Source organism: Rhodococcus sp. 66b (genome assembly GCF_002076325.1).
In the GTDB taxonomy this organism is placed as follows: Bacteria; Actinomycetota; Actinomycetes; order Mycobacteriales; family Mycobacteriaceae; genus Rhodococcus_F; species Rhodococcus_F erythropolis.
Map to the genome: position 1 here is coordinate 38,382 of NZ_MUZB01000013.1, position 26,366 is coordinate 64,747.

Consider the following 26,366-nt stretch of genomic DNA (forward strand, 5'->3'; position numbering starts at 1 on the left):
GATGCTCGGACTTCACTCACTGGCACCAGGCGGGCTACCGTTGCGCCATGGGTGCACAGCGCGCGGGTAACAAGAGCGCCTCTTCGAACCAGTCGGAGGAGCTTGAAGGCTTCGGTGTCGCGGTGGTCCGTGAAGAGGGGCGTTGGACGGTCAAGGCACTGACGCCCGACGCGTTGACCTCGCTCTCGGCCGCCGAAACGCAGCTGCGTGAGCTGCGAAGTTCGGGTGCCGTCTTCGGTCTTCTCGACGTCGACGACGAGTTCTTCATCGTGTTGCGTCCGGCGCCGTCGGGCACGCAGTTGCTGATTTCCGACGCGACCGCCGCCATCGACTACGACATCGCAGCCGACGTCCTCGACGCCTTGCACATCGAGATCCCCGACATCGACCCGGACGACCTCGACGATGTCGAACCCTGGGAAGAGGGCGATCTGTCCGTCCTGGCCGATCTGGGCCTGCCGGAACCCGTGCTCGCTGTCATCGCGGCCGAGACCGATCTTTATCCGGACGAGCAGTTGGGGATGATCGCGCAGCGACTCGGGTTCGCGTCCGAGTTCGGCGCAGCGCTCGACAAGCTCCCGCGCTAGATGACTCTCGCTGACGATCAGCGCATGATCCGTGCGGCCATCGTGGCCGCACGTTCCGCCTCCGACGCAGACGTCCCGGTCGGGGCAGTGGTGTTCGACGCTGACGGCGTCGAAGTTGCTCGGGCCGCCAATGCCCGGGAAGCGTCGTCCGATCCGACCGCGCATGCCGAAATCCTCGCGTTGCGCGCTGCCGCAAGAATCTACGGTGACGGCTGGCGCCTGGAAGGTGCGACGCTGGCCGTCACCCTCGAGCCATGCACGATGTGTGCGGGCGCTCTGGTCCTCGCCCGGGTTTCTCGGGTCGTTTTCGGGGCGTGGGAGCCGAAAACCGGAGCCGTCGGATCATTATGGGACGTAGTTCGAGATAAAAGATTGACCTATCGGCCGCAGGTGCGCGGCGGGGTCCTCGAGGACGAATGCGCTGGGCTTTTGGAAGATTTCTTCCGCGAGCAGCGGGCCTGAAATCGGTATTCCCCATCGAGAGTGATCGCACACTCGGGTAGCCGGAACCGGTAATCACGGGCATGGTGGAGATCAGATGCCGTCAGGGTATCGGCGAATCGCCGGAAGGTGATTCGTTCGCGTTCACAGAGGAGTACTCATGGGAATCGCAGACAAGGCTCAGAACAAGGCCGAAGACCTCGGGGGCAAGGCCAAGGAAGCTGCTGGCAGCGCTACCGGTGACCGGGACCTCGAAAACGAAGGTAAAGGCGACCAGGTGAAATCGGCCGTCAAGGATGCCGGCGAGAAGGTCAAGGACGCCGCATCCAGCATCAAGGACAAGCTCACGTAATACCGCTCCACCTGGCGATTTCGGCCACGGGCACTCCATCCGGTAAAGTCACCAACGGTGGCGTGTCCGAGCGGCCTAAGGAGCACGCCTCGAAAGCGTGTGACGGGTAACCCCCGTCCGAGGGTTCAAATCCCTCCGCCACCGCCAAAGCTCCCCACCTGTTCACGCAGGTGGGGAGCTTTTTTGTGCCAAATCGGGTGAATCTCCGCCCGTTTGTGGCCACTTTTTGGCCACACTCGCCGGTGAGTAAGCCTTATCCATCGTGACCGCCACGTCGTCGAGATCGGTATCGAACAGGTCCGCGTATGTGTCAAGGGTGACCTTCGCCGAAGTGTGCCCGAGCATCCTTGCCAGCGCCAGAACATTCACGCCAGAGCTGATCGCCAGGCTCGCCGTGGTGTGCCGCAGATCGTGGGGAGTGATCGTCTGGACACCAGCGCGCTTGACGGCGCCGACGAACCAACGCCGAGCAGTTTGCCTGCCTCAACAGCGTTAAGCAGACGTGGTTCCCCCGTCCTGAGTTCGACTTGCCCTGTTCGCTCAGACTCGATTCGACTGAGGCGATTGCCAGCCAGTTGGCGGACAACGTCTCGAAGGAGATCGACAACGGCGGGTGGAATAACAATCGCTTCGGTTCCAGTCATGTCCTAACTAAACCCCGCAACCCCGCAGGTTTGAACTCGTTTCCCGGCATACTCAGCGGTGATCTACGCGTGCCTACGCCACCTTGCGTGTCGTGAGACGAGGTCTGTCGGATGATCTGCACTGATGCTTTGTTATGTAAATGTGATTACTACTCGACGTCGGACATGCGCTACAGTCGAGTCATAAACACCGACCCCGCTGTTAGCCCTTGGGCTATCAAGGGTCGGTTTTCCTTTGGGTGGGCATGAGTATGGGCATGGACTACGACAAACCGCACCTGACCTACGCCGATCAGGTTGCGAAGATGCAGCAGCGAGGCATCGTTTGCCCCGACCAGGACGCAGCTATCGGGTTGGTGGAGATGGTCGGCTACTACCGACTCTCGGCGTACATCTATCCATTCCGCGAGCTCCTGCCTCCCGACCAGCGCCAGAAGGTTAGCCGAGCCCACTTTCGCGCGGAGGAGATCCGGTGTGACACGCATGTTTCCGACATCGAGAGTCTGTGGAGATTTGATCGGAAACTGCGGCTGAAATGCCTCGATGCCCTCGAAACGGTCGAGGTCGGCTTACGAACACGGCTCGCTTACGTGCTTGGTAGGCGAGATGTGTTCGGCCATGTACATCGGGAGTCGCTTGAGCCGGATTCGTGCGATGAGCCCTCGAAGCGTCCCGCGCTGGGCGCCCATCACGCTCCGGCTGACAGGTTTGACGAATGGATTGAGCGGTACCGGAAGCTCGAATCAGATGCGAAAAACGAGGACTACGTCGTACATCACCGAGGAAAGTATGGCGGTGAGTTACCGATCTGGATCGCAGTAGAGTTCCTCGATTTCGGTGCACTGGCCAGACTCTTCCAGCTCCTACGCAAGGTCGACCAAAACGAGATTGCGTCCGCAATGGGGGTGAAGGGCGGACCACTCCTCGGCCGCTGGCTGCGGGACCTGAACTATTTGCGTAACCTGTGCGCCCATCACAGCCGTTTATGGAACAGAACCTTGACCTACAAGGCTGGGAACTTCAACAAGACTCAGGTTGGCGAGGATCTGCAGCATGTTGCGTCGGGTGGGTCACGAGAGAAGTTGTACGTGCCAATTGCGTGCCTAGCGTATTTGACTCGCAGAATTTCACCTCGCTCTACCTGGCCCCTTGACCTGAGGAGTCACGTCAAGAAGTTCCCAGTCATCGAGGGGATCTCTCCAGGGCGTGACATGGGCTTTGTAGAAGGCTGGGAGTCGCTTCCTCTGTGGAGCGCGGTCCCGGCCAAAGGTTGACCGGCACCTTTCTGCGGAGCCCCGTCAAAAAGTGCCGGTGGCTTGCTCAGGCGTATCGAACTCTATGGGCATGTCTCGGGAGGATCTGAGATAGCTTCCCGGCTCCGGGAAAGGTCAACCGTGGGCGCTACGCCAACAGTTGGCGTCTACTGGCGTAACGCTAGTAGTTGCCCAGGGTGTTTTCGTGGCCACATTTTGGCCACACTTCACCTCAAAACCGGGTGATTCAGCGTTATCTCCGGTGATGTATTCGGCCAGTTCAGGCGGTGTTTACGCCTCTGGCCAGGCGGTCGATTAGGGTTCAAATCCCTCCGCCACCGCCAAAGCTCCCCACCTGTTCACGCAGGTGGGGAGCTTTTTTGTGTGGTAAACCTGGCGTGCGAGCGCTGCCGGCCGTCAGGACGGACACGCTCCGACTGGACCATCGGACGACCGGCCAGTCCGCCATTCGGACGAGGACAGCGCTGGACTTCGGAGGAGATCGGAAGCCGCACTAAGTCTTATGGGGGAGGGGCCGTCCTCCGGTGGACATTCACAGGTTGACGAAGTTCAGGAGCGGCGAGCGATCCACTCTGCAGCGGCGGCATCGATGTCCTGCTTCAGCTTCTCGAAGAACGAGGGTGGCGGGGTGGGGATCAAATCTGCTGCGGTAGTGAGGGATCGACTGAGGGCGATCCGACGCTCGCGTAACTCGTCGTCGGTCAGGAGCGTCAGGTCCGCCATTGCGAGCTCCCCCGATCGGTGTGATTCGTGTTTCGGGCAGACCGTGCGCATCGGGATCGATGCATGATTCGATGCGCACGGCCCAGGCACTCCAGGCTGGGGGCCGGAATGCAAAAACCACTTTACCAAATGATTACTAATGGCTGTGGGTGTGCCCGCTTTCGGTGTTCGTGGAGCGCTTTCACAGGGTTCTCCCAGGTCGTAACTCCTGACAATCGTTGAAGCTGCAACTATCGTCGAACCCATGAAAAAGATCTGGTGGATCGGCGGAGCAGTAGTTGTGGTCGTACTCGCCCTGCTTGTGGGGCCGTGGGCGTACGGGAAATTCATCGCTGAAGACGATGCGCCGGCGGCCGTGGTATCCACTCAGGGTGCAGAAGCGGCGTCCGGATCGATCGACGGGCAGTGGACCGTCGTCGCCGGGCAGGGGGACAACCAGACGGCAGCGGGGTACACCGTGCACGAGATTCTCAACGGATCGAGTGTGACCGTCGTCGGAACCACCGGCGAAGTGAGCGGAAACGCGGTTGTCGAGGGTGAAAAGCTCACGTCAGGCGAAGTGACGGTGCAGGTGGCAAGCATCAAGACCGACTCGGATCGGCGCGACGGCCAGTTCACGGGCAATGTGATGGATACCAGCACGTATCCGACGGCGACGTTCACGATCGACTCGCCGGTGGACTTGGCTGCTGTGCCGACGGACGGAACAACGGCGACGGTCACGGTGTCTGGCACCTTGACTCTCAAAGGTCAGTCCAAGCCGGTGTCGGTCGACATGACCGTGCTGCATTCGGGTGATTCGCTGATCGCATCGGGCTCGATTCCGGTCACCTGGACCGATTTCGGAGTTGAACCCCCGTCCCTCGGTTTTGTCACCGTCGACGCCAGTGGATCGGTGGACTTCCTCGTCTCACTCGCCGCGAGCTGAATTACGTCTACCCGATTCGCACTGCTTCGGGGCGGGCAGGGAAGATTAAGGACATGACCTTCCTTTCTTGTTGTCCGTTCCGAAGGCAGTGTGTGATTTCTGCCCGGACGGAATGAACAGGTGATGCCCCGGTGGAGACCGTTCCGAACGGGTGAAGACCCCGATCCACGGTTCACTCTCGCCAATGAGCGGACGTATCTGGCCTGGATCCGCACGGCGACGGCCTTCGTCGCGTCGGGCGTCGGACTCGAAGCGTTCGGCGGCGACATTCTCAACCCGACGGTTCGTGCCGGCTTGGCAGCGTTGTTACTCGTCGGCGGCGCTCTGATCGCCATCACTTCTTTTGTTCACTGGATCAGCGCCGAGCGCGCACTGCGTGCTGAGCGCTCGTTGCCGGTACCGCTGATGGCGCCGGTGGTCGGCATCGTGCTGGTGATCTGCGCGACCGTCCTGGTGGTCGAGGTCGTGAACTGATTGACCGCGCTGGAACCGTCGGAAGGTGTCAAGCCTCCGGACAAGGGCTTGCAGTCCGAGCGCACATCGCTCTCGTTCGTACGGACGAGTCTGTCGATCCTCGGCTTGTCTGCCGCCTGTTTGAGATGGTTGCCGCCGTTCGGTTCGCTAGCACTGATCGGCCCGTCCCTCGCTGCCGTGCTTGTCGTGGCGGTGACGGTCTACGAACGTCGGTCGCGGCCCAGGCGGTTGGCCCAGTTCTCAGCCGAAAAGGCAACGTCAGCTTTGGGTATGGGTGCAGCTCTCGCGGTCGCCCTGCTCCTGCTCAGTGCGACGGGGCTGTGGATTCTGTTGAAGTAACCTCGGCTTTGGGTGCCCAGCCGGGTGGGCCGAACACGTAGCCTGCGCGCTGGCGCCACGACTTCGACGCTTTCCAGTCGCGAGCGATGGCAGCGTATTCGCGTGTTTGGAGCTTCCAGATGTTGTACGTTCCGACCGGCGTCGTGAGTCCGTAGGTGGGCCGGTGGGTTTCGGCTGCGAATGTTCCGAACATCCGGTCCCAGATGATGAGGATTCCGGCGTAGTTGCGGTCGAGGTACTCGGCGTCGGACCCGTGGTGGACGCGATGGTGCGACGGCGTGTTGAAGATGAATTCGATGGGCCGCCAGAGTTTTCCGACACGTTCAGTGTGGACGAAGAACTGGTAGACGAGGCTGACGGAGAAGCCGACGAACACCATCCACGGCGGAATCCCGAGGAACGGCAACGGCAACCACATGATGATCTCACCGCTGTTGTTCCACTTCTGCCGCAGTGCGGTGCTGAAGTTGAAGTACTCACTCGAATGGTGAGCCTGGTGTGTGGCCCAGATGACTCGAACTCGGTGCGCGATGCGGTGATACGCGTAATAGAGGACGTCGATTCCGAGCAGCAGGATCACCCAGGTGTACCAGGCCGTCGGCGAGAGGTGCCACGGAGCGAGGTACACCCAGATTGCGGAATAGCCGATCAGCGCCAGCACTTTCCAGAAGGTGCTCGTTGCGATCGACACGAGTCCGAGCAGAACGCTGGTTCTGGCGTCGACGCTTCGGTAGCCGCCTTCCGCGGGTCGTGCGCGTCCGTCGGCGTCGTCGGGATGATCCTCGAGAGCGCGGGCCGCGAACCATTCGATTGCCAGGAAGATGACAAACGCGGGGATTGCGAGCGTGACTGGATCATGGAGCGGTTCGAGAAGTGACTTCCATGATTCGAGAAGGGTTTCCCACACGCGATTTGTCCTGTTCTCTAGCTTCGATCGTTACATCATGCATCAAAATGTAACGTCACGGAACCCTTTGCGGCGAAGAACTCGCAGGTTTGTTGCGACTATTCATAGAACGATGGTAGGAATTGCCGGTGCATATCACCGCGAAGGTGGACTACGCCGTGCGGACTCTGGTCGAGCTCGCGGCAGTAGGTCCTGACCCGGCCAAGGCCGAGTTTCTCGCCAAATCCCAGGTCATACCCCACAAGTTCCTGGAAGCGGTGCTCTCGGACCTGCGGCGCGGCGGCTTGGTCAACAGCCGTCGAGGCCCGGACGGGGGATACTGGCTCGCTCGGTCCGCGGACGAGATCACGATTGCAGACGTCATACGAGCCGTCGAAGGACCGCTTGCTTCGATTCGGGGTCAGCGACCGGAAGACGTCGACTACGGGGGGCCGGCGACGCCCCTCAAGGAGGTGTGGATTGCAGTGCGCGTCAACCTCCGTGCTGTGCTCGAAAATGTCACACTCACCGATGTTGCAGGTGGAGAGTTGCCCGAGTTCATTCACGAACTGACGGCAGATCCCGAGGCGTGGAATCGGCGCTGATACAGCCCGGTTTCAGGGTGCCCGTCGACGTGGAACAGTCATAGGAGCAGTGTTCGCAGTGTTGCCTCCCGCGGATTTTGCGTCGTACATCAGATGATCGGCCGCAACGATTGCTCGGGAGAACTCGTTGTAGTCGAACTCTTCCTGATGCGGGATGAAAGGTAGCGTCGCTGCTCCGACGCTGACCGTGGCCAAGGGGTCGTCGGAAGCGTTCACGACGGCTTTGGGCAGTGTCGCGATTCTTTTGCGAAGTCCGTACGGGGTGCCGATCATCACAACGGTGAACTCCTCGCCGCCGGTGCGCGCGGCGTAGCCGAAACCGTTCACATGCTCCTGCAGGCGCGTTCCTGTCCGGATGATGACGGCGTCACCGACTTCGTGACCGAAGGTGTCGTTCACAGCCTTGAACTTGTCGATGTCGACGACGGCAACAGCAATGTCGGCACGATTTGCCGACGCGACCGACCAGATACGCTCCGACATGTCCCACAGCCCTCGCCGGTTCAGGAGTCCGGTGAGTACATCCACCTTGGATCCCGTTGCGCGCGAGAGTAATTGCCGCCAGGTGAATTGAATGGTGGCCGGAATGAAGATCACGGCACACAGTACGACGTCGGTGCGTGCAATCACGCTGGTTGCCGAGTAGTCGCCGTTCGTCAGGCCGAGCACGGTCAGGGCGATGACAAACGTCGTGGCAAAGGCGAGGTGGAATGCCAGCCAGCGGCGGTCGAGAAAATAGGTGAAGTAGGCGCCGGTGGCCACAAAGAGTGCCGCGCCGAAAAGGGCGGCGTTATGGCTGGTGAAGGTGATGAGAATCGAGGCAGTTCCGAGATCCGCCCACAGACCGTAGAGCTTGAGCATGCGTGAACCTCTGATTCGGCCGACAAACCAGAGAATCGTGGGGATCAGGTTGACGGTCGCAATGCCGACGAGCCAACTGCGCGCAAACGGTCCGTCCGGGCCCTCTCCGCTGAGGAGAAACAGGAACGCCACGATCGAGAAATTGAGTGAGCAGAATCCGATGGTGAGACGGACGAGACGTAGTACGGAGCCTCGTCCGGACTTCGATCCCCACAGCATTACCGTGGACGAAACCGGCCAGGTATGCAGGAGCGGGTCCATCAGATTCCTTCGCCGAGCACATTGCGGTTAATTCACCGCAAAGTATGTCAGGCCATGTTGATTCACGCGTCAGCTTGGCAGTGGGCGTCACGCCGTGGAGCTGCTCACAACTCTCTCTGTCGTGCTGTTCAGGCATTTGCCGTGCGTGAGTGTGAGGTACGCCTCGAGTTTCCGCGCTGTGTGTTCGATCGCACAATATTGCAGAGCTCTGCAAAGTTGCAGAGCTCTGCAAGTTGGGTACCGTGTTGGAGTGATCATCGAACAAGGCCTTCGCGACCGCAAGAAGGCAGCAACCCGTGCCGCACTCAGTGGCGCGGCAGCACGGCTCGCTCGTGCGCTGGGGATCGAATGCGTCACCGCTGACGCGATCGCCTCCGAGGCCGGAGTGTCGACGAGGACGTTCCACAACTACTTCTCCAGCAAGGAGGAGGCAGTGCTCGCCAGTTTCGAGGAATCGGTGAACCTGTGGATCGAGGCGCTTGCCTCGCGGCCCGCGGACGAACCAATTCTCGACGTCCTCGAAGAACTTGTGGTCGAAATCGTGAACGACTCAGGTCCGAGTGGGAGTGAGAAGGCAAGTATCTGGCTGCTGTCGGATTCGAGTCCCGCGCTCTACCGGGATGCCGCAGACATGCATCAGCGGATCAACCGTGCAGTCGTTCAGGCATTGGCGGAACGCACCGGTACCGACGCCGAGAAGGACCTGTACCCGACGCTCCTCCTGGGAGCGGTGGGCGGAGCCGCTAAATCGGTGATCGACGTCTGGACTGGCGGAAAGTCGGAGGCTTCCAGTCCGGAGGAGTTGGTTCACGACGCTTTTCGGCAGATTCGTGCCGGATTGCCCGCGCCGCCGCCCGCCCCTGAGATGTCGCGTCCCTGAGATGTCCCGTCTCTGAGCCCCACACGTAATACCTGTCCACGTACACGCACCGAAACAGCAAGGAGCCCGTCGTGGCCACCTATCTTTATCGGATCGGCAAGTTCGCCTACCGGCGAAAAGGCGCGGTCCTCAGCGTTTGGCTGATAATCCTGGTCCTGATGGGCGTCGGGGCAGCCACCCTGTCCGGCCCCACCAAGGATTCGTTCTCCATTCCGGGAACCCCGGCACAGCAGGCGCAAGACCTGATGGCGGAGCGTTTTCCCGACGCGCCCAACCCGATGGATTCGCTGAGCGCACGATACGTAGTGCAAGCTCCGGCGGGCACGACGCTGGCCGATCCGGCGAACGTCAAGGCCATGGACGAGATGCTCGAGAGTATCCGTGGCATCGACAAGGTCGCCGACTCCGCCAAGGTGGACCCGGCGACTGCCACTCCGGAACAGGCCGCGAAGGCGTTGGTCAATCCGGTTACCGGCAACGACTCCATGGTTGCGATGTTCAAGGAAAAGGCTGCTGCGGCTGGAACTTCCGAGACGCAGGCCGTGGACGACGCGCGCGCGTTGTCGCCGCTCAGTGCCGACGGCACGGTCGGGTACGTCGAGGTTCCGTTCAGCGGTGACTTCGCCGATCTCGATCAGGCGTTACGTGATTCGATCAACTCCGCAGCCGATGTCGGTCGGGCCGAGGGACTCAACGTCCAGGTCAGTGGTTCTGCTGCACAGGAAGCGGAGATGCCCGGTGGTGTCACCGAGCTGATCGGTATCGCCGTTGCCGCTGTCGTTCTGGCCATCACGTTCGGTTCGCTTGTGGCCGCGGGGCTTCCGCTCCTCACCGCGATCATCGGTATCGCTATCGGCAGCCTTGGAATCACGGTTGCCACCGGATTCATGGATCTCAGTTCGATGACTCCGACGCTGGCGATCATGATCGGTCTGGCCGTGGCGATCGACTACTCGCTGTTCATCATGTCCAGGTTCAGGCATGAGCTCACCCTCACCGACAACCGTGCCGAAGCAGCAGGTCGCGCCGTCGGAACTGCCGGTTCCGCAGTGGTATTCGCCGGTTTGACAGTCATCATCGCGCTCGTTGCCTTGCGTGTCGTCGGCATCCCGTTCCTCTCGGACATGGGTGCGGCAGCGGCCTTCACCGTGCTGATCGCGGTACTGATCGCATTGACCTTGCTGCCCGCGATCCTGGGTATGTTCGGACGCAAGGCTTTTGCCGGCAAGATTCCCTTCCTCAGCAAGCGTGCGGAGGAGTCCGAAAACAATGATTCAGGCAAGCCGAAGCTGGCTCTGCGCTTCATCACCGCCGTCGTTCGTCGTCCGCTCGTGCCGCTGATCGGTGGAGTAGTTCTTCTGGGCGCATTGGCTCTGCCCGCAACGGGATTGAGCCTGGCATTGCCGTCGGAGGCCACCGGTGACCCGGCGACCAGTGCGCGTCAGGCGTACGACCTGATCGACGAGGGCTTCGGTGACGGCCGCAACGGACCGCTGATCGCGGTTGTCGACGCCAAAGATGCCAGCGTCCCCGCCGGGGAGGCCTTTGCGGAGGTCGTCTCGACCATCTCGAGCTTCGGTGACGTCCAGAACGCACAGGTCGTGAGGGTCAACGAAGCCGGCGACACCGCGCAGGTACTGATCACTCCGAAGAGCGGACCGACCGATCCGGCCACGATGGACCTGGTGGGCAGCCTCCGCGGAGCAGAAGGCGGACTCAACGATTCGATCGGCGTCAGCTACGGCATCACTGGTCAGACCGCACTCGAAGGCGACGTCTCGGACACGCTGAAGGATGCATTGGTGCCCTACCTTGCCGTAGTGGTCGGCCTTGCATTCATTCTGTTGCTCTTGGTGTTCCGTTCGATCCTGGTTCCGCTGACCGCGACGCTCGGCTTCCTGCTCAGCGTGCTCGCGACATTCGGTGCGACGGTGGCGATCTTCCAGCACGGTTGGTTGGGCATCATCTCGAACCCGCAACCGCTCGTGAGTTTCATGCCGATCTTCCTGATCGGCGTGGTGTTCGGGTTGGCGATGGACTACCAGGTGTTCCTCGTGACGCGTATGCGTGAGGAGTACGTCCACGGTGCGAGCGCGAAGGAGGCCGTGACCATCGGCTTCAACCACGGTGCCCGCGTGGTCAGTGCGGCCGCGGTCATCATGATCTCCGTGTTCGGTGCCTTCATCGCGGAACCGAACTCGTTCATCAAGTCGATCGGATTCGCGCTCGCCGCGGCGGTGTTCTTCGACGCCTTCATCGTGCGCATGGTGATCATCCCGTCCGTCATGGCACTGCTCGGCGACAAGGCGTGGTGGCTGCCGAAGTGGCTGGACAAGATTCTGCCGAACGTCGACATCGAGGGTGAGAAGCTCAGCAAGGCCCTCCGTGACGAGAAGGAAGCGGAACTGCAGTCCGCATCTGCTTGATCTCTGCTGTGCGCCTTTATTAACCCCCCGCGGTTAATAAAGGCGCACAGCTGTTTTTGCGTATCGAAATATCCAGCGGCACATGTCGGCCAGGATTGGTAACCTTCGCTCACTATGCTGATCAGGCTGCTGCGCACTTATCTGACGCCGTACCGGGGTGAACTCACGGGCGTTGTCGTCCTGCAGTTTATTTCGACTATGGCGGCCCTTTACCTTCCGAGTCTCAACGCCGACATCATCGACAACGGCGTGACCAAAGGCGACACCGGCTACATTCTCTCCACCGGCGGAATGATGCTGATGGTCACGCTGACGCAGATCCTGTGCTCGGTGGGTGCCGTCTTCTTCGGAGCGCGAGTCGCCATGGGTGTCGGGCGCGACCTCCGAGCGTCGGTGCTGCATCAGGTCGGGACGTTCTCGGCCAGGGAAGTCGGGCACTTCGGTGCGCCTTCGCTGATCACCCGCAATACCAACGACGTCCAGCAAGTACAGATGATGGTCGTGATGAGTTGCACCATCCTCGTCATGGCGCCGATCATGTGTATCGGCGGCATCATCATGGCTCTGCGCCAGGACCTGAATCTTTCCTGGATCCTCGGGATCAGCGTCCCGCTCCTCGTAGTCTCGATGGGTTTCCTGATCGCCCGGATGGTCCCCGGATTCCGGGTCATGCAGGGCCGCCTCGACGCCGTCAACCGTGTTCTTCGCGAACAGATCACGGGCATCCGCGTCGTCCGAGCGTTTGTACGGGAACCGTACGAGGTAGAGCGTTTCGGCGACGCCAACCGCGAACTGACGGAGACTGCACTCGGCGTCGGCCGCCTCATGGCACTGATGTTCCCGCTCGTGATGCTGATCAGCAATGTCACCAGCGTCGCGGTCATCTGGTTCGGTGGCCATCAGATCAACGAGGGCTCGATGCAGATCGGCTCGCTCACCGCGATGCTCAGCTACATCATGCAGATCCTGATGGCCGTCATGATGGCCACCTTCATGGCGGTGATGCTGCCGCGTGCGTCGGTGTGCGCCGAACGTATCTCCGAGGTACTCGACACCGATTCCTCGGTGATTCCGCCCGAGAATCCGGTCCTGGAGTTGAAGGACCCGGGCGTCGTCGAGCTTCGTGGGGCTCAGTTCCAGTTCCCCGGAGCCGAGGAGCCAGTGTTGCGCGACATCACCTTCCGCGCCGAACCAGGCAAGACGACGGCGATCATCGGCGGCACCGGATCGGGAAAGACCACTCTGCTCAACCTGATTCCGCGTTTGATCGACTCCACCTCCGGATCGGTATCGGTGGGCGGCGTCGACGTCCGCGACATCGACACTGAGCTGCTCTGCTCGGTGATCGGTCTGGTCCCGCAGAAGCCGTATCTGTTCTCCGGCACTGTCGCCACCAATCTCCGCTACGGAAACCCCGAAGCTACCGACGAATGGCTGTGGGAGTGCCTCGAGATCGCCCAAGCTGCCGACTTCGTCCGCGCCATGCCAGAAGGCCTGGACACACCGGTGGCACAAGGCGGTACGACGGTATCGGGCGGTCAGCGTCAGAGACTCGCCATCGCGAGAGCGTTGGTGCGTAAGCCGCAGATCTATCTGTTCGACGATTCCTTCTCGGCACTCGACCTCACTACCGACGCAAGGCTGCGTGCGGCGCTCCGGCCGGTCACGCAAGACGCCTGCATAGTCGTTGTCGCGCAGCGTATCTCCACTATCGTCGAGGCCGATCAGATCATCGTGCTCGACGACGGCGCCATCGTGGGGATCGGCACGCACGACGAACTCGTGGTCAGTTGTCCCACCTACGGCGAAATCGTCGCCTCTCAGCTAGCCGTACAGGACGCATCATGAGTAATCGACCGACTTCCTCGCCTCCCATCGGCCCGCCCGGCGGCGGCGATCCCACCAAGAAGGCCATGAACTTCGGCCCTTCGCTCAAGCGTCTCCTCGGTCGCTTGAGCCCGGACAAGCCGATCGTCATCCTGATCTTCGCTTTGGTGACGGCAAGCGTCGTACTTTCCTCGATCGCGCCGAAGATCCTGGGAAACGCCACCAATCTGATCTTCGACGGCATCGTCAGTAAGCAACTCCAGCCGGGGACGACAAAGGAACAGGCTGTCGAAGGATTGCGCGCTTCGGGGCAGGGTCAACTCGCCGACATGGTGTCCGGCATGGCCGTTGTGCCCGGAACCGGAATCGATTTCGACGCCGTCGGCAAGGTCTTGATGATCGTGCTGCTGCTGTTCGTCTGCGCGTCGCTGTTCAGTTGGCTGCAGGCGTATCTGCTCAACATCGTGGTCCAGCGAACCGTTCGTCGTCTGCGTGAGGACGTCGAGCAGAAGATTCACCGACTTCCCTTGCGGTACTTCGATACCCATGCCCGCGGTGATGTTCTCTCACGCGTGACCAATGACATCGACAACGTCGCGCAGAGCTTGCAGCAGACGCTCAGCCAGTTGGTCATGTCGGTGATGACCGTCCTGGGCATTCTGGTGATGATGCTGTGGATCTCACCGCTGCTCGCCTTGATCGCGGTGGCAACTGTTCCGCTGTCGATCATGGTGACGGCGTTCATCGCGAAGCGTTCACAGAAGCACTTCGTGGCGCAGTGGAAGAGCACCGGCGGAATCAACGCGCAGGTCGAGGAAGCATTCAGCGGCCACGAGTTGGTCAAGGTGTTCGGTCGCCAGCAGGAGGTCGAGGAGCGCTTCCGCAAGCAGAACGAGGATCTGTACGAGTCGAGTTTCAAGGCGCAGTTCATCTCCGGTCTGGTCATGCCGGCCGTGATGTTCCTCGGCAACCTCAACTACGTCGCCATCGCAGTGGTGGGTGGCATGCGCGTCGCATCCGGAACGATGACCCTCGGCGACGTGCAAGCGTTCATCCAGTACTCGCGGCAGTTCACCCAGCCGCTCACGCAGATCGCGTCGATGACCAATCTGCTGCAGTCCGGCGTCGCTTCGGCCGAGCGGGTCTTCGCGCTGCTCGACCAAGAGGAGCAGTCGGAGGACCCGAAGAGTGCGAAGTCGCCCACGGTCGACAAGGGTCGCGTCAAGTTCGAGAACGTCACCTTCAGTTACAAGCCGGAACAGCCGCTGATCGAGGACCTGTCCCTGACTGCCGAGCCGGGCCAGATGGTTGCGATCGTCGGACCCACCGGCGCCGGCAAGACCACCCTCGTCAACCTCATCCTGCGGTTCTACGAACTCAATTCGGGCCGAATCACTTTGGACGGCATCGACATCGCCGACATGACGCGAGACGATCTGCGCTCACGGATCGGCATGGTTCTGCAGGACGCGTGGCTGTTCGGTGGAACCATCCGCGAGAACATCGCCTACGGCAAGCCTGGTGCCACCGACGAGGAGATTCGTCGTGCGGCCGAGATGAGCTACGTCGACAAGTTCGTGCACTCTCTGCCTGAGGGTTACGACACGGTCATCGACGAGGAAGGCAGCAACGTCAGTGCCGGTGAGAAGCAGCTCATCACTATCGCCCGCGCCTTCATCTCGCAGCCGTCCATCCTGATCCTCGACGAGGCGACCAGTTCGGTGGACACACGCACCGAACTGCTGGTCCAGAGCGCCACCGCGGTTCTGCGCAACGACCGCACCAGCTTTGTCATCGCGCACCGTCTTTCGACAATTCGTGATGCGAACCTGATCGTGGTGATGGAGGAAGGCCGGATCGTGGAGCAGGGGAGCCATGAGGATCTGCTCGAATCCCGCGGCGCGTACTTCCGTCTGTACAACAGCCAATTCGTGGGAGCGGAGATCTAATCGCACTACTACGGTGGTGAGCATGCTGATTGCCGAGGATCTGCTGTTGCTCGCCACCGACGACGTCAGCGGAAAGCTGCTGCGTTCGTCGTCCTACGTCGATGTTGCGCTCGGAGGCGCCTTGTTGGTCGAGCTTGTGCTTGCCGACCGCGTCCGCCTCGACGGCGCCGGATGGCGGGCGCGGACAGTCGTCATCGACAATCGGCCACTCGCGGATCCCACTCTCAACGCTGCATTGGCACGGCTGGCCGAGAAGCCACCGGCCCGGCCGACTGCGGTGGTGAACCGACTTGCGAAGGGCGCAAGGAAGGCGCTCTATGCGGGTATGGGAGCCCGCGGAATTGTGACGGCCGTGGAACATCAAGTGCTCGGGTTCTTTCCGAACGTTAGATGGCCGGCGACCAATCCGCGGTACGAGGATCAACTACGCTTCGTGCTTCGTGAGATTCTGCTGGGGGTCCGCCAACCCACCCCAACCGAAGGTGCATTGGTGTCGATCTTGGCAGGCGCGAACATGCTCAAGGTGGTCGTTCCGGCCGATCAGTTCAAGGCGGCGAAAGCGCGAGCGAAAGTGCTGTCGCAAGGAAACTGGGCGAGCGAGGCAGTGCGGCAGTCGATCGCGGCGACGCAGGCAGCCACCACTGCGGCGCTCACCGCAACAATTGCCGTGTCGACATCCTCGGGATCGTGACGGAGCGATACTGCACGACGTGGCCCTTTCTGCAGCTGTGACAGGATTGAGCCCGTGACTTCTGCAGTTCCGACACCGCCCGTGCCCGCCGTCGACAAGCGTCCCGAGTCGATTTTCACCATGGGGACCAGGCTCGAGGACCGACTCGGACGAACCGGCACGATCCACACACCACACGGCGATATCGCGACTCCGTCGTTCGTGGCCGTCGGAACCAAGGCCACGGTCAAGGCCGTGCTGCCCGAGTCCATGAAGGAACTCGGCGCGCAGTCGTTGCTCGCTAATGCGTACCACCTGTACCTGCAGCCGGGACCCGACATCGTCGACGAGGCCGGCGGGCTGGGCAAGTTCATGAACTGGGACGGGCCCACCTTCACCGACAGCGGCGGCTTCCAGGTCATGTCGCTTGGTGTCGGGTTCAAGAAGGTGCTCGCGATGGAGGCCGTCGGTGTGCAGTCCGACGACGTCATCGCGAAGGGCAAGGAGCGTCTCGCGACAGTCGACGACGAGGGCGTGACGTTCAAATCGCACCTCGACGGCAGTAAGCATCGCTTCACCCCCGAGGTGTCGATGCAGATTCAGCATCAGCTGGGTGCCGACATCATGTTCGCGTTCGACGAGCTCACCACGTTGCTCAACACCCGCGGCTATCAGGAGCGATCGGTCGAGCGCACGCAGGCGTGGGCGATCCGCTGCATCAACGAGCACGAGAAGCTCACCGCTGAACGCGCCGAGAAGCCCTATCAGGCTCTCTTCGGGGTGATCCAAGGCGCGCAGTACGAAGATCTGCGTCGTCAAGCCTGCCGTGGCCTCGAGTCGATCGAAGGCGAGAACGGATACGGCTTCGACGGGTACGGCATCGGCGGCGCCCTCGAGAAGCAGAACCTCGGCACAATTGTGCGTTGGTGTAACGAGGAACTACCCGAGACCAAGCCGCGTCATATGCTCGGCATCAGTGAACCGGACGACTTCTTCGTCGCAATCGAGAACGGCGCGGACACTTTCGACTGCGTCAATCCGTCGCGTGTTGCTCGCAATGCCGCGATCTACGTCCGCTCCGGCCGGTTCAACATCAATACCAGCCGATTCCGTCGTGACTTCACGCCTATCGACGACGAGTGCGACTGCTACACCTGCGCCAATTACACCCGCGCGTACATCCATCACCTGTTCAAGGCGAAGGAAATGCTCGCGTCGACGCTGTGCACGATCCACAACGAGCGATTCACCGTGAAGTTGGTCGACGACATCCGAGCCAGCATCGAAGGCGGATACTTCCACGACTTCAAAGCGGACATGCTCGGAAAGTTCTATGCGGCGAAGACGCCTGCACCTCAGACGTAGGTCGGTTCGCGCTTCTTCACGTAGGCGATGACGCGGTAGGTGATCGGCATGACCAGAACCTCGACAAGCGTCTTCCACAGGAAGCCGACCAGCACGTAGTTGATGAAGTCTTCCCACGTGCTGATGCCGATGACACCGGCTGCGATGGAACAGAAGATGAGGGTGTCGGCGAATTCGCCGACGACGGTCGAGCCGATCAGCCGCGCCCACAGGTGCTTCTCCTGCATGCGCTTTTTCATCATGACCAGGACCAGGGAGTTCAGCAGCTGGCCGACGAGGTAGGCGGCCAAGCCTGCAACCAGCAGCCGGGGAATGACGCCGACCACGGTTTCGAGGGCGGCCTGGTTCTCGTAGAACTCTGCCGACGGGAGTTGCACAGCGATCCAGAAGCACGCGGCGGCAAGAATCAGTGCGCCGAAGCCCAGGTAGATCGCGCGTCGGGTCGCTTTGAAGCCGTACACCTCGCTGAGTACGTCACCGAGGACGTAGGCAAGCGGGAACAAGAAGAATCCACCATCGGTGATGATGGGCAGAATCTGCAAGGGACCGAGCGAGAAGTCGGAATCCGCAAAGAAGGCGACCCCCTTGGTCGCCGCCACGTTCGAGATCAGCAGCGTTGCGGTGAAGAGCGCGACGATTGTCGGGTAATAACCCCGGCTGACGTGCGCAAATTTGGTTTCGTGGGTCGATTCGTCTTGCTGATCCTGAGCTGTCACGTCCGTCATCCAAGCACCACAAGGCGCTCGGATGCGAGTTGGCGACCGTCCAGTTGCGCAGAACACACCGAAGGCCCTGCGGTTTCACGTGGAACCGCAGGGCCTTCTGTGATGCAAACGAACTGATCAGGCAGCTACATGGCCGCCGGTCAGCACGCGGTATGCGTAGGTACTGGCGATCAGCGCGACGGGCGCCGTCACGAGAAGACCGATTCCGCACAGCAGTGCGCCGATGATGTTGATACCGATCAGAGCGAGCGCCAGCAGGATCAACGTTCCGACGTTCGACGAGGTCAACGCGTAGCTCGATTTGATGCCCGAAATCGCATCCTGATTCTTGTCCACGATGAAGGTCAGCGTGTAGTAGAGCAGAAACGCCGCGATGATGCCGGGAATGATGCACAGAACCAAACCGACATAGGTGGCGACGGCGACAAGGAAACCGCCGAGAACAACTGCACCGATGTTCGTGAATTGGAAGAAGGTGCCGAAAGCCGGCTTGATTCCGTCCAATTCGCTCAACGCTCCACGAAGGAATGCGGCTTGGATGATGTAGCCGACGATTGCGGTGACCAATCCACCCACGATCGACAGCGCGCTGAATTCGGTATTGGTGTAGTCGAAGCCGTTGAAAGCACCCTGGATGAGTCCGGCGATCAGAAAAGCGATGATCGAGATCCCGATCCAGACCAGTGCGTTGTCTTTGAACTTGTTCCAGCCGTAGGAAATTGCCGCACCCACAGAAAGCTGGGGGGCGCCGAAGCCTGCGCCGTAGTCATTCGGGGGCGGAGGCGGGAAGTTGCCACCACCGGGAGGAGGCGGGTACCCACCGGGAGGCGGGTAGTTTCCGCCGGGAGGGGGATAGCTTCCACCCTGCGGGGGTGGAGGGAAGTTGCCCTGTGGGGGCGGCGGGTAGCCGCCGGGCGGGGGATAACTTCCACCCTGCGGAGGACCCGCCGGTGGAGGATAACTCCCCGGAGGGGGTGTTCCCTGCTGGCCGTACGGATCCTGGGGTGGGAATTGCTTCCCGTCTTCTGGGTTCTGGTTCGGGTCTTGCCCACCGGTTGTCATATATGTCTACCTAACCCTTGACTACCTGAGTCCCACCAGCGAGCTCGTCATGCTTGCCCTGCTTGGTGGGGCTGTTGTTGATGGTGACCGCGATGACGATGTACGCAACGAGCGAGAGAAGTCCTCCGATGATCGGAATGATCGACAAGAGGTTGAATGCGTTGCGAATTGCGGACTGCTGCGGAGTGGGAAGGCCAGCGCCTCCCGGGGCCTTCACCGACAGCCCAAGGAGCTTCTTGCCTGGGGTCCAACCTTGTGTGACCTCGAACCCAACGAAATATGCGAATGTCAGAAGGGCAGTCAGCAGGCCTGTTATCCAGTATCCCGAGTCGACGAAGATGATCAGGAGCCCGACCACTAGGCCGAGAATGATGTAGTCGATAAGGCGAGCGCCGAATCGAATACCCAGTCCACCGGCTTCGGCGCCAGAGGGCAGTCGATTTCCTCCGCCGTACGCACCTTGGTCGTTGAACTGCGGAGGCGGCGGGAAGTTGCCGCCTTGCGGAGGCGGCGGGTATCCACCGGGCGGCGGGTAGTTGCCACCCTGAGGGGGCGGGAAGTTCCCGCCCTGTGGAGGAGGCGGGTAGCTACCGCCCTGCGGGGGGCCGGCGGGAGGTGGGTAACTTCCGGGAGGAGGTGTTCCCTGCTGGCCATATGGATCCTGGGGTGGGAATTGCTTCCCTCCTTCTGGATTCTGGTTGGGGTCGTACCCGCCGGTTGTCATGTGTTCCCCTCAGTCGTAAATATCGCGCTCGAGTGTGACAGTGGATATGACCCTACTGGGATCAAAGAGCGATGTGGATGACATCTGCTCACTTGGATTCGGAGGTCACCTGTGGTTTAGGCTGCGTTGTATGACGAGTTCCGGGGGCAACAACGACGATTCTTCGAGCGATTACCAGGCAAAACCTGGATACGGAGAATTTCCGAGCCTGCCGCCCGAGGGGTACGGCGTGTCCCCGTCCGAAACGCAGTCTTCACCTGAAGTTCCCGGATATACCACTCCCAACGAGCAGTACCCGGGTTATCCGCCGCCGTCGTACAACCCAACCGGTAATACGCCTCAGCCGGGTGGAATTGGTGAACCCAATCCATACCTGCCGCCGCAGAATTTCGGACCGCCGAATCAATATCAGCCGAATCAATATCAGCAACCCGGACAATACGGACAAGCTCAATACGGACAGCCCCAATACGGTCAACCGCCGAATGCGTACGGTCAACCGAACCAATTCGCTGGTGGATACATCCCGCCGATGCAGCCAGTCGGCACCAATGGTCTCGCAATTGCGTCGTTGGTGGTATCGCTTGCAGGCGGTTGTTTCTACAGTCTCGGCGGAATCATCGGAATCATTTTGGGAATCGTCGCGCTCAATCAGATCAAGCAGACAGGTCAAGAGGGACGCGGGCTTGCGATAGCCGGAATTGCGGTCGGAGCAACCTTCTTGGCCATTTTTGCCGTGATTCTCGTGGTCGCACTCATCGCGAGCGCATCGTCGTCGTACTGAAGTGGCGTCGTACTGAAGTGGCTGGCGCTCACACGGGAGTGACTATGGACGACGCAGGAAGCGGCTTCCCGAAGTAATAGCCCTGGCCCATATCGCAGCCGGCCTGCAAGACGTTGGCTGCGTGTTCCGCGGTTTCGACGCCCTCGGCGATCGAATCAAGCCCGAGTTTCCGAGCGATGTCGGCGATTGACTCCATGACCATGAAGGCGCGGTCTCCAGCACGACCCGCTGCGCTGACGGCCCAGGTCAAGGATTGGTCGATCTTGAGAATGTCGAGCGGCAATTCCGACAACGCGGAGAAAGACGCGAAGCCCGCCCCGAAATCATCCAGCGCGATTCGAATTCCCTCGTTATGCAAGACGTGAAGAGTCTCGGCGGCATGCCGACCCACGACGCCGAGTTCGGTGACTTCCACGATGATTCTGCTCAGTGGGGTTTCTGAACTGTCCAGCGCTCCGAGGATCTCGTGAGCGGCGTGCGGGGTAGCGAGTTGGCGAGGTGAAAAGTTGACCGCGACCATCATGTGCTCAGGCCACGACGCTGTTTGGGCACAGATCATGTCCAGAGCCTGCAGCCCGATGGGAATGATGAGCCCAGAGGATTCGGCGGAGCGCATGAAATCTTGGGGTTCGATCAACCCTCGAAGCGGATGGCGCCACCGCAGAAGTGCTTCATAGCTGATAATTGCTGACGAGTTCAGATTGACCTGGGGTTGATACAACACCTCGAATTGATGGTCGTCGAGTGCCTCGCGAAGCTCGCGGACCATGCGTATTCCTTTTCGTCCTGAGTCGCCCGTGCCGCACGTGCGTGTCAGCGTGGATGCTGCAAGTGGGTACTGCGGTCGGATCCCAGGTTCAGATCCCGGGCGTAGTTTTGCAGGGACTACTCGCCCTGAATTTCCTTCGCCAGTCTTGACCGTACTTCACTAATCGAGAATTGCCAACGAATAGCTATTGCGGACGGCTTTGTCATATCGGACAATCGAGCTTTTGTCCCGACGAGGTGTCGATTGAAACTTCACTTACTTCGCCGGGAAAATCCACGGGGTTCGGGGGATCTTGCGAGAGTCGAATCGATCCGCCAATTGGGGTGGTGTGACAACTTCGCCGGGTTCAGCGAGACCGATGCTCGACGCGATCATTGTCAGGACCTGTTCGGCACTGCGTCCGGCCTCGAGTTGATCGGCCAGAGTCACTGCGCCGTCGCGCTTCGCGAGTCGTTTGCCTTCACTGTTCAACGCGAGAGGAACGTGGGCGTACGACGGCGGTTCGATGTCGAGCAGTTGAGCAAGGTTCGCCTGACGCGGCGCCGAGGTCAGGAGGTCGTCGCCGCGGACCACCTGATCGATGTTCTGCGCACCGTCGTCGACGACAACGGCGAGGTTGTAGGCGGGTACGCCGTCTCCGCGGAGCAGGACGACGTCGTCGACTTGCCCCGTCACCTCGCCGAACAGTTCGTCGTGCACGGTGAACGAATCGATGTCGGCCCGTAGCCTCAGCGCGGGGGATCGGCCGCTTGCCGATTTCTCGGCGCGTTCGGCCGCCGACAGGTTCCGGCACGTGCCGGGATAGGCGCCATCGGGAGCATGGGGAGCGGACGGTGCCTGCAGGATCTCCTTGCGTGTGCAGAAGCAGGGATAGGTCAGGTGGCGCTCGCGTAGTAGCTCGATAGCGTTGTGGTACAAGGGAAGACGGTGCGACTGCAATACGACTGGGCCGTCCCATGTGAGGCCGAGCCTGCGCAGATCGTCGAGTTGTCGTTCCATCGAGCCGGGTCGGACACGGTCGAGATCCTCGACTCGAATGAGGAAGTCGCGACCGCTGGTGCGGGCGAACAGCCAGGCCAAGAGGGCGGTACGGAGGTTTCCCAGATGGAGATCGCCGGACGGGCTCGGCGCGAAGCGCCCTGCTCCTGCCACGTCAGCTGGCGAGCCCGACGGAGGCGAGCGGGTTCTCGGCGTCGTGCAGGGTGAGGCGGATCTGGGTTTCCAAAGCGTGATCGAGGTACTGCGGCGGATACATGGCGGGGCTTCCGAGTGCGTCGAGGGCCAATCCATTGACGGTTGAAAGTAGAAGTGCCGCTCTGGTTTCCGCTTCCGGAGTTCCGATCCCGATCAGAACTGTCGAGATGCCGGTGCGGATTGTGAACAGGGTTGTCCGGCGGATTTCGGAGAGTGACTCACTGGTTGCGGCGCGCACGGCAAACGCGGCGAGCACATGCGCCTCACGCGTGCGTTGCTCGTCGAGGGGCAGGAGTTGCGAGAGCGCCTGGAACAGGGCGGTATGCGGGTCCGCGTCGGCGGACGATTCGGCCAGTCTGGTCAACAATCGATCGACGAGTGTTCGCAGTGCGAATGCGAACATCTCGTCCTTGGTCGAGAAATGATGTTGCACTGCGCCGATCGAGACACCCGCCCGTTTTGCGACCTCGCGAACGCTGGCATTTTCCAGTCCGGATTCCGCGGCGACATCGAACAATGCCGCCGCAAGCAGGTCTGGACTCGTGGAGGATTTTCGGCGTTCCGGCATACCGCGACATTACATGTGTATGGAAGTAATGCCCACGTCAGGGGTGCTTTTTCACGCCTTCCGGCCGAGGAAGGCAAGGAGTTTCGTCGCTTTGTCAGCGTTGTCCGGAACCTGTATTTCCGGGCCGCACACACCGCTCATACGGATCGACTCGCCGAGGCCCGCGGCGATCTCCGACACCCACTCCACGTCCGTGTCACGCATCGTCGTATCGGTGCCGGTCGCGGCTGCGAGATCCCAACCGTGGATGACCAGATCGAAACACAAGAACCCCTCGACCGTGGCCCCGAGGTTGGTCCGGCCGAAGTGCCCGTCGTATTCGAGGGTGGACTTTGCCGGATCGTCCAGAATGGCCTGCATCGAATCTCGGACGGCCGCCCAGGCTGCCGACGGGTCGTCGTCGACCGACGGACCGGGTGCCAATTCCAGGCCGACTACCTTGACCATGTCTCGTTCGCTGTCGAGCACGTGTCTCACCACGTCGCGGGCGGTCCAGCCCTCGCAGGGGGAAGCGTTGTCCCAGCGGTCGGCGGGTACGGCGTCGATCCGCGCCGTGAAGCCGGCGGCCAGATCCCGATAACGCTGGGCGGGGGAGATCTCTGTTGAAGTCATGACAGCAATCCTTCTCCACCGCGGCGCGTCATGATTGATTATTTCGGACATTCACTCGATCTCCGGGGCTTCCGCCCAGATGTCCATCGGTACGACCCCGGCGCTCTTGCCTTCGTCATCGAGAAGTCGGCCCACCCTCTTCATCGATCGCAGCACCACTGACCTGTTCAGCACCACCAGGCCCGGTGCCTCTTGTGCGAGTTGTACTTCGGTAATGGGAGTTTCGCGAAGGGAGTGTGCGGCGATCGCGAGCAGTGTGTTGGCGCGTCCACCGGATATCCGCATGCACACTCGTGTTCCAGGCACTCGCTCCACCAGAGCACGAATCGTCGACCGGTCCGTGGGATCGACATATCCCCACACCCAGGTCACGAGGGGCCAGCCGGACAGCGGTAGAGACACGTCGCAGCGGAACACGATTTGGTTGCGCGACGTCAGTTCGGCAAGTCGCCGCCTGACCGTACTTTCGCTGAGGCCGGTACCGACCGTGAGCTCGGCAATCGAGGATCGACCGTCCTCGCCCAGCTTCAATATCAATTGGCGGTCGACCGCGTCGAAAGTCTTCCCGTGATGGCGCTGATCCGTCGGAGCATATTTGTAGCGCACAGGCCGGTCTGTCATCACCGCCCGCTGCGTGGCATCGAGTACCTGCAATTTCCAGTCGTCTCCGATCGCGAAGACCTCGGTGACGAGGTGCGCACGCGAACTGACGATCCCGGGCACCGACGCGAGTGAGCGAAGCAGGAAACGCGACAGGAAAGCCATGTCTCTGACCTCGACGAGAAGGGTCAAGTCGCCTGGGCCGCTTGTGTGTTCGACGCTCAGAACCTGCGGCCAGCGGGCAAGACGTTCCGCAATCGCCAAGGCGTTCGAAGTCGTACAGTCGACTTCCACGAAAGCCAGACACGATTCCGGACGGCCGTGGCCGGTTGCCCTCGCGGAGACCCAGGCGGTGCCGGAGTCCTGTAGCCGTTGCCAGCGGCGCGCGACGGTAACGGGATCAACTTTGAGCGCGTCACCAACCGTGCGCCACGACGCTCGCGGGTCGAGTTGCAGGCAATTGATCAGGGCGAGGTCGACGTCGTCGAGCACGGCGGAATCCTGCGTTTCTTCGATCATGTTGCAAGTATCGTGCATCTTCATTGTGTCTGGGATCACTTCATTCATGCTCGAAGGGCAGAACGCGGTGGCAAGTGCCCACCGCGTTCGTGCTGTGAAAGGAGAACCCAGATGTCGTCCACCACGTTGTCCGCTGTTCCAACCGAGAGAAGTCTCGACTGGGTGCAGCGCCTCATCGGAATCGATACGACGAGTGCCGTGAGCAATCGACCGTTGATCGATCTCATCGCCGCGGAACTACGTCGCCACGGGGTCGAGCCGATACTCGTTTCCGACGACGAGGGTTCCAAGCTGAACCTGTTGGCAACATTCACGCCTCCTGACGGAAGCACTGCCGGTGGAGTGATGTTTTCCGGCCATACAGATGTAGTGCCGGTCGACGATCAAGACTGGAGCAGCCATCCTTTCACTCCCGAAATTCGCGACGGAAGTCTGTACGGACGCGGCACGTGCGACATGAAGTCGTTCATCGGGATCGTTGTCGCGGCGATCCCCGACATCGTTGCTCGGCCGCTGGCGAAGCCGATTCACTTTGCATTCTCCTACGACGAGGAAGTCGGCTGCATCGGTGCGGCCGGGTTGGTCGAGGAGGTTGTTTCCCGGAACCTGCGCCCTGATGTGTGCGTCGTCGGAGAGCCGTCGGAGATGCGGGTCATTCGCGCACACAAGTCGATGAACGTCATACGTGTTGATCTGCATGGTGTTTCGGCGCACTCGTCGCTTACTCCGCGAGGAGTCAACGCGATCGAATACGGCGCGGAGTTGATTCGATTCGTCAGAAGCGCGGCCGACGAGCTCCGTGCGTCCGGCCCGTACGACGACGCATTCGACGTGGCCTGGACGACGTGTTCGGTCAATCTCGTATCCGGCGGGATCGCAGTGAACACTGTCCCCGAGGATTGCTCGATCACTTTCGAATTCAGGAGCATCAGCTCAGCTGGCGCCGCAGATTTGCTCGAACGCTTTGCCACCGAGGCGAATCGGATCGAAAACCTGATGCAGGAAGAAAACCCGTCAGCCTCCGTGACGATGCACGTGTCGGCCTCGGTTCCTCCCCTGGAGACGGATGCGAATGCTTCGGCGGCCGCACTGGTCGAACAATGGGGTGGTCGGCCCTCGGACGAAAAGGTCGCGTACGCCACCGAGGCCGGGATGTTCGCGAGTATCGGTGTCCCCACTGTTGTGTGTGGGCCGGGAAGCATCACTCAGGCGCATGCACCTGACGAGTACGTGACACTTGACCAATTGGCACAGTGCGAGCAGTTCGTTCGGAACGTCATCGCTCACGCCCGCGCCTGACCCACCCTCACCCCCCCC

27 protein-coding genes, 1 tRNA gene and 1 pseudogene are annotated in these 26,366 nt (G+C 61.0%); 17 read left to right on the forward strand and 12 right to left on the reverse strand.

Going from position 1 to position 26,366, the window contains the following annotated elements:
- Positions 1-47 precede the first annotated feature (47 nt).
- From B0E55_RS23220 to B0E55_RS23235, 4 genes are all read left to right on the forward strand, one after another.
- The gene (locus B0E55_RS23220) at positions 48-587 is read left to right on the forward strand and encodes a tRNA adenosine deaminase-associated protein (protein ID WP_003943823.1); all 540 of its coding nucleotides are present in this window, start codon (positions 48-50) and stop codon (positions 585-587) included.
- Positions 588-1,049, forward strand: a complete 462-nt coding sequence (locus B0E55_RS23225) for a nucleoside deaminase (RefSeq protein WP_019746485.1) — start codon at positions 588-590, stop codon at positions 1,047-1,049.
- A 139-nt stretch (positions 1,050-1,188) separates the two neighbouring features.
- A complete protein-coding gene (locus B0E55_RS23230) occupies positions 1,189-1,380 on the forward strand; it encodes a CsbD family protein (protein ID WP_003943869.1) in 192 nt (63 codons plus the stop codon).
- A 56-nt stretch (positions 1,381-1,436) separates the two neighbouring features.
- Positions 1,437-1,527, forward strand: a tRNA-Ser gene (locus B0E55_RS23235).
- A gap of 15 nt (positions 1,528-1,542) precedes the next feature.
- Here B0E55_RS23235 and B0E55_RS23240 read toward each other — a convergent pair.
- A pseudogene (locus B0E55_RS23240) lies at positions 1,543-1,842 on the reverse strand (tyrosine-type recombinase/integrase); the annotation flags it as partial.
- 439 nt (positions 1,843-2,281) lie between these two features.
- On the opposite strand from B0E55_RS23240, the gene B0E55_RS23245 reads away from it, so the two are divergent.
- Positions 2,282-3,298, forward strand: a complete 1,017-nt coding sequence (locus B0E55_RS23245; RefSeq protein ID WP_157902087.1) for an Abi family protein — start codon at positions 2,282-2,284, stop codon at positions 3,296-3,298.
- A gap of 549 nt (positions 3,299-3,847) precedes the next feature.
- On the opposite strand, the gene B0E55_RS31945 is transcribed toward B0E55_RS23245, so the two are convergent.
- Positions 3,848-4,021 (reverse strand): hypothetical protein, encoded by a 174-nt coding sequence (locus B0E55_RS31945; protein WP_003943953.1) that lies wholly within the window; start codon positions 4,019-4,021, stop codon positions 3,848-3,850.
- A 244-nt stretch (positions 4,022-4,265) separates the two neighbouring features.
- Between B0E55_RS31945 and B0E55_RS23255 the strand changes: the two genes are divergently transcribed.
- The 3 genes from B0E55_RS23255 to B0E55_RS23265 all read left to right on the forward strand — a co-directional run bounded on the left by B0E55_RS23255 (position 4,266) and on the right by B0E55_RS23265 (position 5,762).
- On the forward strand, positions 4,266-4,949 hold the full coding sequence (locus B0E55_RS23255; protein WP_019746487.1) for a YceI family protein: 684 nt from the start codon (positions 4,266-4,268) through the stop codon (positions 4,947-4,949).
- A 123-nt stretch (positions 4,950-5,072) separates the two neighbouring features.
- On the forward strand, positions 5,073-5,423 hold the full coding sequence (locus B0E55_RS23260; RefSeq protein ID WP_029537421.1) for a YidH family protein: 351 nt from the start codon (positions 5,073-5,075) through the stop codon (positions 5,421-5,423).
- The gene (locus tag B0E55_RS23265) at positions 5,424-5,762 is read left to right on the forward strand and encodes a DUF202 domain-containing protein (protein ID WP_080910544.1); all 339 of its coding nucleotides are present in this window, start codon (positions 5,424-5,426) and stop codon (positions 5,760-5,762) included. It begins immediately after the preceding gene.
- Here B0E55_RS23265 and B0E55_RS23270 read toward each other — a convergent pair.
- Positions 5,728-6,669 carry a sterol desaturase family protein gene (locus B0E55_RS23270; RefSeq protein WP_080910545.1) on the reverse strand — a complete coding sequence of 314 codons (942 nt, stop codon included), beginning with the start codon at positions 6,667-6,669 and terminating at the stop codon, positions 5,728-5,730. The two genes, B0E55_RS23265 and B0E55_RS23270, sit on opposite strands and share 35 nt — an antisense overlap.
- Positions 6,670-6,797: 128 nt before the next feature.
- Between B0E55_RS23270 and B0E55_RS23275 the strand changes: the two genes are divergently transcribed.
- Positions 6,798-7,253, forward strand: a complete 456-nt coding sequence (locus B0E55_RS23275) for an RrF2 family transcriptional regulator (protein ID WP_003943908.1) — start codon at positions 6,798-6,800, stop codon at positions 7,251-7,253.
- Between the two features lie 12 nt (positions 7,254-7,265).
- Here the strand turns inward: B0E55_RS23275 and B0E55_RS23280 are convergent, their stop codons facing one another.
- Complete coding sequence (locus B0E55_RS23280; protein WP_070796524.1) at positions 7,266-8,375, reverse strand: GGDEF domain-containing protein; 1,110 nt, start codon at positions 8,373-8,375, stop codon at positions 7,266-7,268.
- A gap of 250 nt (positions 8,376-8,625) precedes the next feature.
- On the opposite strand from B0E55_RS23280, the gene B0E55_RS23285 reads away from it, so the two are divergent.
- The 6 genes from B0E55_RS23285 to tgt all read left to right on the forward strand — a co-directional run bounded on the left by B0E55_RS23285 (position 8,626) and on the right by tgt (position 17,492).
- The gene (locus B0E55_RS23285; protein WP_007731646.1) at positions 8,626-9,255 is read left to right on the forward strand and encodes a TetR/AcrR family transcriptional regulator; all 630 of its coding nucleotides are present in this window, start codon (positions 8,626-8,628) and stop codon (positions 9,253-9,255) included.
- Between the two features lie 71 nt (positions 9,256-9,326).
- Positions 9,327-11,681, forward strand: a complete 2,355-nt coding sequence (locus B0E55_RS23290) for an MMPL family transporter (RefSeq protein WP_080910546.1) — start codon at positions 9,327-9,329, stop codon at positions 11,679-11,681.
- A gap of 114 nt (positions 11,682-11,795) precedes the next feature.
- On the forward strand, positions 11,796-13,529 hold the full coding sequence (locus B0E55_RS23295; RefSeq protein WP_021332868.1) for an ABC transporter ATP-binding protein: 1,734 nt from the start codon (positions 11,796-11,798) through the stop codon (positions 13,527-13,529).
- The gene (locus B0E55_RS23300) at positions 13,526-15,457 is read left to right on the forward strand and encodes an ABC transporter ATP-binding protein (protein ID WP_080910547.1); all 1,932 of its coding nucleotides are present in this window, start codon (positions 13,526-13,528) and stop codon (positions 15,455-15,457) included. Before B0E55_RS23295 ends, B0E55_RS23300 begins: the two co-directional genes overlap by 4 nt.
- A gap of 22 nt (positions 15,458-15,479) precedes the next feature.
- Positions 15,480-16,148: a GOLPH3/VPS74 family protein gene (locus B0E55_RS23305; RefSeq protein WP_157902088.1), complete on the forward strand. Its 669-nt coding sequence runs from the start codon at positions 15,480-15,482 to the stop codon at positions 16,146-16,148.
- A 54-nt stretch (positions 16,149-16,202) separates the two neighbouring features.
- Positions 16,203-17,492, forward strand: a complete 1,290-nt coding sequence (tgt, locus tag B0E55_RS23310) for a tRNA guanosine(34) transglycosylase Tgt (RefSeq protein ID WP_029254273.1) — start codon at positions 16,203-16,205, stop codon at positions 17,490-17,492.
- Here the strand turns inward: tgt and B0E55_RS23315 are convergent.
- The 3 genes from B0E55_RS23315 to B0E55_RS32665 form a co-directional block, all read right to left on the reverse strand.
- Positions 17,483-18,217, reverse strand: coding sequence for a queuosine precursor transporter (locus B0E55_RS23315; protein WP_019746509.1), 735 nt, complete (start codon positions 18,215-18,217; stop codon positions 17,483-17,485). The two genes, tgt and B0E55_RS23315, sit on opposite strands and share 10 nt — an antisense overlap.
- Positions 18,218-18,334: 117 nt before the next feature.
- Positions 18,335-18,949 carry a hypothetical protein gene (locus tag B0E55_RS23320; protein ID WP_019746510.1) on the reverse strand — a complete coding sequence of 205 codons (615 nt, stop codon included), beginning with the start codon at positions 18,947-18,949 and terminating at the stop codon, positions 18,335-18,337.
- A gap of 340 nt (positions 18,950-19,289) precedes the next feature.
- Positions 19,290-20,003 carry an RDD family protein gene (locus B0E55_RS32665; RefSeq protein ID WP_029254274.1) on the reverse strand — a complete coding sequence of 238 codons (714 nt, stop codon included), beginning with the start codon at positions 20,001-20,003 and terminating at the stop codon, positions 19,290-19,292.
- Positions 20,004-20,133: 130 nt separating this feature from the next.
- Here B0E55_RS32665 and B0E55_RS23330 point away from each other — a divergent pair, with 130 nt between their 5' ends.
- On the forward strand, positions 20,134-20,787 hold the full coding sequence (locus B0E55_RS23330; protein ID WP_020968190.1) for a DUF4190 domain-containing protein: 654 nt from the start codon (positions 20,134-20,136) through the stop codon (positions 20,785-20,787).
- A gap of 28 nt (positions 20,788-20,815) precedes the next feature.
- On the opposite strand, the gene B0E55_RS23335 is transcribed toward B0E55_RS23330, so the two are convergent.
- The 5 genes from B0E55_RS23335 to B0E55_RS23355 all read right to left on the reverse strand — a co-directional run bounded on the left by B0E55_RS23335 (position 20,816) and on the right by B0E55_RS23355 (position 25,049).
- Positions 20,816-21,556, reverse strand: a complete 741-nt coding sequence (locus B0E55_RS23335; RefSeq protein WP_019746513.1) for an EAL domain-containing protein — start codon at positions 21,554-21,556, stop codon at positions 20,816-20,818.
- A gap of 255 nt (positions 21,557-21,811) precedes the next feature.
- Positions 21,812-22,708 carry a tRNA glutamyl-Q(34) synthetase GluQRS gene (gluQRS, locus tag B0E55_RS23340; protein ID WP_046377796.1) on the reverse strand — a complete coding sequence of 299 codons (897 nt, stop codon included), beginning with the start codon at positions 22,706-22,708 and terminating at the stop codon, positions 21,812-21,814.
- Between the two features lies 1 nt (position 22,709).
- Complete coding sequence (locus B0E55_RS23345) at positions 22,710-23,318, reverse strand: TetR/AcrR family transcriptional regulator (protein WP_019746515.1); 609 nt, start codon at positions 23,316-23,318, stop codon at positions 22,710-22,712.
- Positions 23,319-23,369: 51 nt separating this feature from the next.
- On the reverse strand, positions 23,370-23,930 hold the full coding sequence (locus tag B0E55_RS23350; RefSeq protein ID WP_080910602.1) for a TIGR03086 family metal-binding protein: 561 nt from the start codon (positions 23,928-23,930) through the stop codon (positions 23,370-23,372).
- A gap of 51 nt (positions 23,931-23,981) precedes the next feature.
- The gene (locus tag B0E55_RS23355) at positions 23,982-25,049 is read right to left on the reverse strand and encodes an Lrp/AsnC family transcriptional regulator (protein WP_225989443.1); all 1,068 of its coding nucleotides are present in this window, start codon (positions 25,047-25,049) and stop codon (positions 23,982-23,984) included.
- A 111-nt stretch (positions 25,050-25,160) separates the two neighbouring features.
- Between B0E55_RS23355 and argE the strand changes: the two genes are divergently transcribed.
- Positions 25,161-26,348 (forward strand): acetylornithine deacetylase, encoded by a 1,188-nt coding sequence (argE, locus tag B0E55_RS23360; protein WP_080910549.1) that lies wholly within the window; start codon positions 25,161-25,163, stop codon positions 26,346-26,348.
- Positions 26,349-26,366 lie beyond the last annotated feature (18 nt).

Bases quoted from the DNA above. Each gene is read 5' to 3' on its own strand.
- B0E55_RS23220 (WP_003943823.1), top strand. From the start codon at position 48: ATGGGTGCACAGCGCGCGGGTAACAAGAGCGCCTCTTCGAACCAGTCG.
- B0E55_RS23225 (WP_019746485.1), top strand. From the start codon at position 588: ATGACTCTCGCTGACGATCAGCGCATGATCCGTGCGGCCATCGTGGCC.
- B0E55_RS23230 (WP_003943869.1), top strand. From the start codon at position 1,189: ATGGGAATCGCAGACAAGGCTCAGAACAAGGCCGAAGACCTCGGGGGC.
- B0E55_RS23245 (WP_157902087.1), top strand. From the start codon at position 2,282: ATGGACTACGACAAACCGCACCTGACCTACGCCGATCAGGTTGCGAAG.
- B0E55_RS31945 (WP_003943953.1), bottom strand. From the start codon at position 4,021: ATGGCGGACCTGACGCTCCTGACCGACGACGAGTTACGCGAGCGTCGG.
- B0E55_RS23255 (WP_019746487.1), top strand. From the start codon at position 4,266: ATGAAAAAGATCTGGTGGATCGGCGGAGCAGTAGTTGTGGTCGTACTC.
- B0E55_RS23260 (WP_029537421.1), top strand. From the start codon at position 5,073: ATGCCCCGGTGGAGACCGTTCCGAACGGGTGAAGACCCCGATCCACGG.
- B0E55_RS23280 (WP_070796524.1), bottom strand. From the start codon at position 8,375: ATGGACCCGCTCCTGCATACCTGGCCGGTTTCGTCCACGGTAATGCTG.
- B0E55_RS23295 (WP_021332868.1), top strand. From the start codon at position 11,796: ATGCTGATCAGGCTGCTGCGCACTTATCTGACGCCGTACCGGGGTGAA.
- B0E55_RS23300 (WP_080910547.1), top strand. From the start codon at position 13,526: ATGAGTAATCGACCGACTTCCTCGCCTCCCATCGGCCCGCCCGGCGGC.
- B0E55_RS23305 (WP_157902088.1), top strand. From the start codon at position 15,480: ATGCTGATTGCCGAGGATCTGCTGTTGCTCGCCACCGACGACGTCAGC.
- B0E55_RS23315 (WP_019746509.1), bottom strand. From the start codon at position 18,217: ATGACGGACGTGACAGCTCAGGATCAGCAAGACGAATCGACCCACGAA.
- B0E55_RS32665 (WP_029254274.1), bottom strand. From the start codon at position 20,003: ATGACAACCGGCGGGTACGACCCCAACCAGAATCCAGAAGGAGGGAAG.
- B0E55_RS23330 (WP_020968190.1), top strand. From the start codon at position 20,134: ATGACGAGTTCCGGGGGCAACAACGACGATTCTTCGAGCGATTACCAG.
- B0E55_RS23335 (WP_019746513.1), bottom strand. From the start codon at position 21,556: ATGGTCCGCGAGCTTCGCGAGGCACTCGACGACCATCAATTCGAGGTG.
- B0E55_RS23345 (WP_019746515.1), bottom strand. From the start codon at position 23,318: ATGCCGGAACGCCGAAAATCCTCCACGAGTCCAGACCTGCTTGCGGCG.
- B0E55_RS23350 (WP_080910602.1), bottom strand. From the start codon at position 23,930: ATGACTTCAACAGAGATCTCCCCCGCCCAGCGTTATCGGGATCTGGCC.
- B0E55_RS23355 (WP_225989443.1), bottom strand. From the start codon at position 25,049: ATGATCGAAGAAACGCAGGATTCCGCCGTGCTCGACGACGTCGACCTC.
- argE (WP_080910549.1), top strand. From the start codon at position 25,161: ATGTCGTCCACCACGTTGTCCGCTGTTCCAACCGAGAGAAGTCTCGAC.